The sequence below is a fragment of the Henriciella sp. genome (assembly GCF_049649345.1).
In the GTDB taxonomy this organism is placed as follows: Bacteria; Pseudomonadota; Alphaproteobacteria; order Caulobacterales; family Hyphomonadaceae; genus Henriciella.
Genome location: NZ_JBARZC010000027.1, coordinates 1 through 4,346 on the forward strand (window position 1 = coordinate 1; position 4,346 = coordinate 4,346).

Annotated in this window: 4 protein-coding genes and 1 pseudogene; 3 read left to right on the forward strand and 2 right to left on the reverse strand. The window is 59.6% G+C overall.

Features of this window, described 5'->3' with window-relative positions:
• On the forward strand, positions 1 to 911 hold a 911-nt coding region (locus WA989_RS00710; protein WP_424338616.1), incomplete at its 5' end, for a pseudouridine synthase.
• 23 nt (positions 912 to 934) lie between these two features.
• Positions 935 to 2,269 (forward strand): cytochrome P450, encoded by a 1,335-nt coding sequence (locus WA989_RS00715; RefSeq protein ID WP_424338617.1) that lies wholly within the window; start codon positions 935 to 937, stop codon positions 2,267 to 2,269.
• Between the two features lie 12 nt (positions 2,270 to 2,281).
• On the opposite strand, the gene WA989_RS00720 is transcribed toward WA989_RS00715, so the two are convergent.
• The gene (locus WA989_RS00720) at positions 2,282 to 3,136 is read right to left on the reverse strand and encodes an OmpA family protein (protein WP_424338618.1); all 855 of its coding nucleotides are present in this window, start codon (positions 3,134 to 3,136) and stop codon (positions 2,282 to 2,284) included.
• A 100-nt stretch (positions 3,137 to 3,236) separates the two neighbouring features.
• On the opposite strand from WA989_RS00720, the gene WA989_RS00725 reads away from it, so the two are divergent.
• Positions 3,237 to 4,094 (forward strand): hypothetical protein, encoded by an 858-nt coding sequence (locus WA989_RS00725; protein WP_424338619.1) that lies wholly within the window; start codon positions 3,237 to 3,239, stop codon positions 4,092 to 4,094.
• Between the two features lie 10 nt (positions 4,095 to 4,104).
• On the opposite strand, the pseudogene WA989_RS00730 reads toward WA989_RS00725, so the two are convergent.
• Positions 4,105 to 4,346 (reverse strand): annotated as a pseudogene (locus WA989_RS00730) (hypothetical protein); the annotation flags it as partial.

The window sequence follows — 4,346 nt, forward strand, 5'->3', positions numbered from 1 at the left end:
CACATATGACGGATCGTCGTGAGACGCCCCGGCCCGCCAGACGGACCAAGCCCGAACAGAACAAGACAAATTCGCCGCCCAGAGACTGGAGCGAAGGCGAGCGCATTGCCAAATGGCTGGCGCGCGCCGGCGTCGCGTCCCGCCGCGAATGCGAAAGCCTGATCGAACAGGGCGCTGTTATCGTGAATGGCAGGAAGCTTACCTCGCCCGCGTTCAAGGTGACGGGCGCCGAGACGATCCAGGTCAATGGCAAACGCGTCCGCCCGCCTGAAGTCACGCGCCTCTGGCGCTACCACAAACCGTCCGGCCTGATCACCACCACAACCGACCCGGCAGGCAGACGCACCGTTTTCGAGGAGCTGCCCAAACACCTGCCGCGTACCGTCACTGTCGGCCGGCTCGACCTCACCACCGAAGGCCTGCTCCTTCTCACAAATGATGGTGAGCTTGCGCGGGCACTGGAACTGCCGAGAAATGAGTTCGAGCGCAGCTACCGCGCCCGCGCGCATGGCCGCGTAACAACTGACAAGCTTGCTGAACTTGCAGCCGGCATCACCGTCGATGGCGTAACCTATGCGCCGATCAAAGCCGAGCTTGAGCGCGAGACCGGGACCAATAACTGGATCCGCGTGACGCTCACCGAGGGCAAGAAACGCGAAGTCCGGCGCGCGCTCGAAGCGGTCGGCCTGGAGGTCAACCGCCTCATCCGGACGAGCTACGGCCCATTCGAGCTCGCCGATCTGCCGCCAGGCGGCGTTGAGGAAGTTCTGCCGAGCGAGCTGAAAGCTCATCTCGGCGCGTATCTCTCCAAGGGCGGGGAGCAGCGCACAAACAAGCCCCGCAAAGCCAAAGCTGACGCTGAGACAGGGCTTCACAAGAAAGAGCGCACCCGCCATCCTCGCCGCAAATAGTCAAAGCCCGATGGGAGGATTGAATGGCTGATACAGCAGTTGCAACGCCGCCGAAGACCAAGAAGGATCCGGCGCGCACGATGTCGACGGCGGCAGCCGCGGTCTGCAATGACATTGTCTCGCCGGACACCTATGCCGACATGAACGCGCTCGATGCCGCGTTCAAGCGCCTGCGCGAGGAAGATCCGCTCGCCTGGTGTGAGCCGGAAGCGTTCCGCCCCTTCTGGGCCGTCACCAAACACGCCGACATCATGGAAGTGAGCCGCCAGAACAAGCTCTTCACCAATGGTGAGCGCGAAATGCTGAGCTTCAAGTCGGCCGAAGAGATCGTTTATGCCCAGACCGGCGGCCCTCATCTTCTGAAGACGCTCGTCCAGCTGGATGATCCCATGCACTACAAGCTGCGTCACCTGACGCAGGACTGGTTCATGCCGCACAAGGTCAAGACGCGCGAGGACGCGATCAACGCCATCGCCAAGGAATTCGTCGACAAGATGGAGGATATGGGTGGGGAATGCGACTTCCAGCAGGATGTCGCGCTCTACTACCCGCTTCGCGTGATCATGCAGATCCTCGGCGTTCCGGTCGAGGATGAGCCGATGATGCTGAAACTCACCCAGGAGATATTCGGCGCGCAGGACCCGGATCTGATGCGCAATAAGGATCTGCTTGACGATGGCGATGCGAATGCCGGCTTCGAGTCGATCCAGGAAACGCTCGCCCAGTTCTTCATGTACTTCACCAACATCACGTCCGACCGGCGCGAAAATCCGAAGGATGATGTCTCGTCCGTGATCGCCAATGGCATTGTCGACGGTGAGCCGATCGGCCAGCTGGAAGCGATGAGCTATTACATCATCGTCGCGGCCGCCGGCCATGACACGACCAGCGCTTCGACGGGTGGCGGTCTTCTCGGCATGCTACGAAACCCGAGCGAACTCAAAAAGATGATGGATGATCCAGCGGCCCATTCGCGCACAGCTGTTGACGAGGCCATCCGCTGGACGACGCCGGTCAAACACTTCATGCGTACCGCGCAGGACGATTATGAGATGCGCGGACGGAAAATCCTCAAAGGTGAAAGCCTGCTGCTTTGCTACCCGTCCGGAAACCGTGACGAGGAGGTCTTCGACGACCCCTACGAATTCCGCGTCGACCGCAGCCCGAACAGGATCATCTCATTCGGCCATGGCGGGCATATGTGTCTCGGCATGCATCTGGCGCGGCTTGAAATGCAGGCGATCTATGAAGAGCTGTTCTCGCGCGTGAAATCCATCGAGCTTGCTGGCGACCCGACCTTCATCCGCGCCAATTTCGTTGGCGGGCCGAAGTCTATCCCTGTTCGCTACAAATTCTGACGGGCCTTCACCTTAATCGGAGAGAACGTTGAACTCGGTACGACGGTTGCGCGCATAAGCTTCGGTCGTCTGCGAGGCGTCGATCGGCCGGGTTTCGCCATAGCCGACGGCGCGTAAGCGGTCCTCGCTGACGCTCCGCTCGACAAGATAGGCTTTCACCGCATCAGCGCGCTCCTGCGACAGTCGCTGATTGAAGGATTCAGCGCCGCGCGCATCGGTGTGCCCGCCAATTTCGATCGTATAGGCTTCGCAGATAAGCGCCGTCCCGGTGACAGCGTCGAGAAGCCGCGCGCTTGAAGGCGAAATGCTTGAATTGCCGCTGTCGAACTCGACATTACGGCCCTGCATGACATTGCTGAACGTCGCCTGACAGGCTTCGGGGGTCGGGCGCTCATTGAGCGTGGCTACGGCGGCCCCGACACCATCCTCTCCGCCGCTGACGGATATTCCATCCACGACGAGCTTGATATCACGCGCTGCAACCGAATTTGCCCTGATCGCCGTGCGCGCTGCCTCAAAGCCTTCTGCGGCCGCGTTTGCGTCTGGCGCTGTGCCAAGCAGGGTTACCACCCCAGCGGCAACATTGATCGACAGCCAGTCGAAGCCTGCCTCGTTCAGGTCCGCGGTGACATCGTCGCTCCAGGCCACACTTCTCTGCGTGACCGGTGCTGGCAATTCGATCGCCATGTCAGCACTGGTTGGCGAAAACTGACCTTCCGTAAACAGATAATACCCATCCGGAATATCCACGCAGGCTGAGCTGTTTGCCGGATCTGCTGTTTGAGCAGGCTCCTGCTGGCAAGCCGCCAGACAGATCAGAGCTGCGCCTGCACCTCCAGCGACAATACGTGTGCGTTTCCTGTCCATGGGCAACTCCCCGTGCGGTTCAGACTTGTTCTTAGCCCTTGTTTTGGCCAACGTAAATTTCGATGCAGGAAACATGCAAGAATTGCGCAGGGCCATTTCCATGATGATAGTTCGAAATCTTTCTTTGCGACTGGTCGCTATTGTCGCGGCCGGTCTGGCGGCTCCACTTACGGCAGCAGGCGCGCAGGATGCTCGTTTTGACCAGCCCGATCCGGCCCTCGATGCTGAGGTGGAGGCCTGCCTGGAAGCCGATGGCGTCTCTGTGCTCCCGGGGACAGACACCATCTGCTACAATGCCGCGATCTTCCCTGGCCAGTTTCTGCAGCTCGCAGATATGGCGCCGGCTGACCGGATCATCGTCACGAGCCCGGGGGGCAATGTCGCCACGGCGCGCATGATGAGCCGGATTCTCGATGATCGCGGGGAGCCGATTATCATTGCAGGACAGTGCATGTCGGCCTGCGCCATGGTGATCCTGCCCGGCGCGGACGATATCAGCATTCACCGGAGTGCCCATATCGCCGTCCATGGCATCGTCATGATGGGCTATCGCGACTGGTTTGGCTGGCTCAAAAATGGTGAGGCGCCAACGGCACGCGATAATCTCGCCGCCAGCATGGGCTATAATTTCGCCTACACGCTGCACAAGAGCGGCCAGGACCATATGGAAAAGCATCTCGATGGCCAGGATGTCGATCAGGATTATATACAGATAATCAGTGACCGGATGTTTGAAGACGCGCTGACATCAGACTGCCGGGTCGATCCGAACAGTTACTGGGGCATGATCGATGCAGAGCACCTTCGCGAATTTCTCGGCGACCGGATCACGCATATGGAAGCCTTTGCCCAGGATTGGGACGATCCGGCCAATAAAGTCTACAAGGATGTGACCATCCCGATTGCACCGCAGACCTATATCTTCGAACACGATTTCGAAGACGCAACCTGCCCGTAAGACTAAGACGTCAGGAAGGCAGCAGCTCTTCAGGATAATCGGGATAGCTCGCTTTCATCACGCCGTGATTGAGCAGCATTTCAGCTTTGAGGTCCTTGCCCGCCTCGTCATAGAAGCGTGTCAGCACCCAGTAGTTTTCCACCCGCCGACTCTGCGACAGGGCAACGATCTCACGCTTTAGCCGGTATGTCTCGCCGACGAAGAGCGGGCCGTTGACCATCTTGATCTCGAGGTCGGCGAACAGGCCGATGG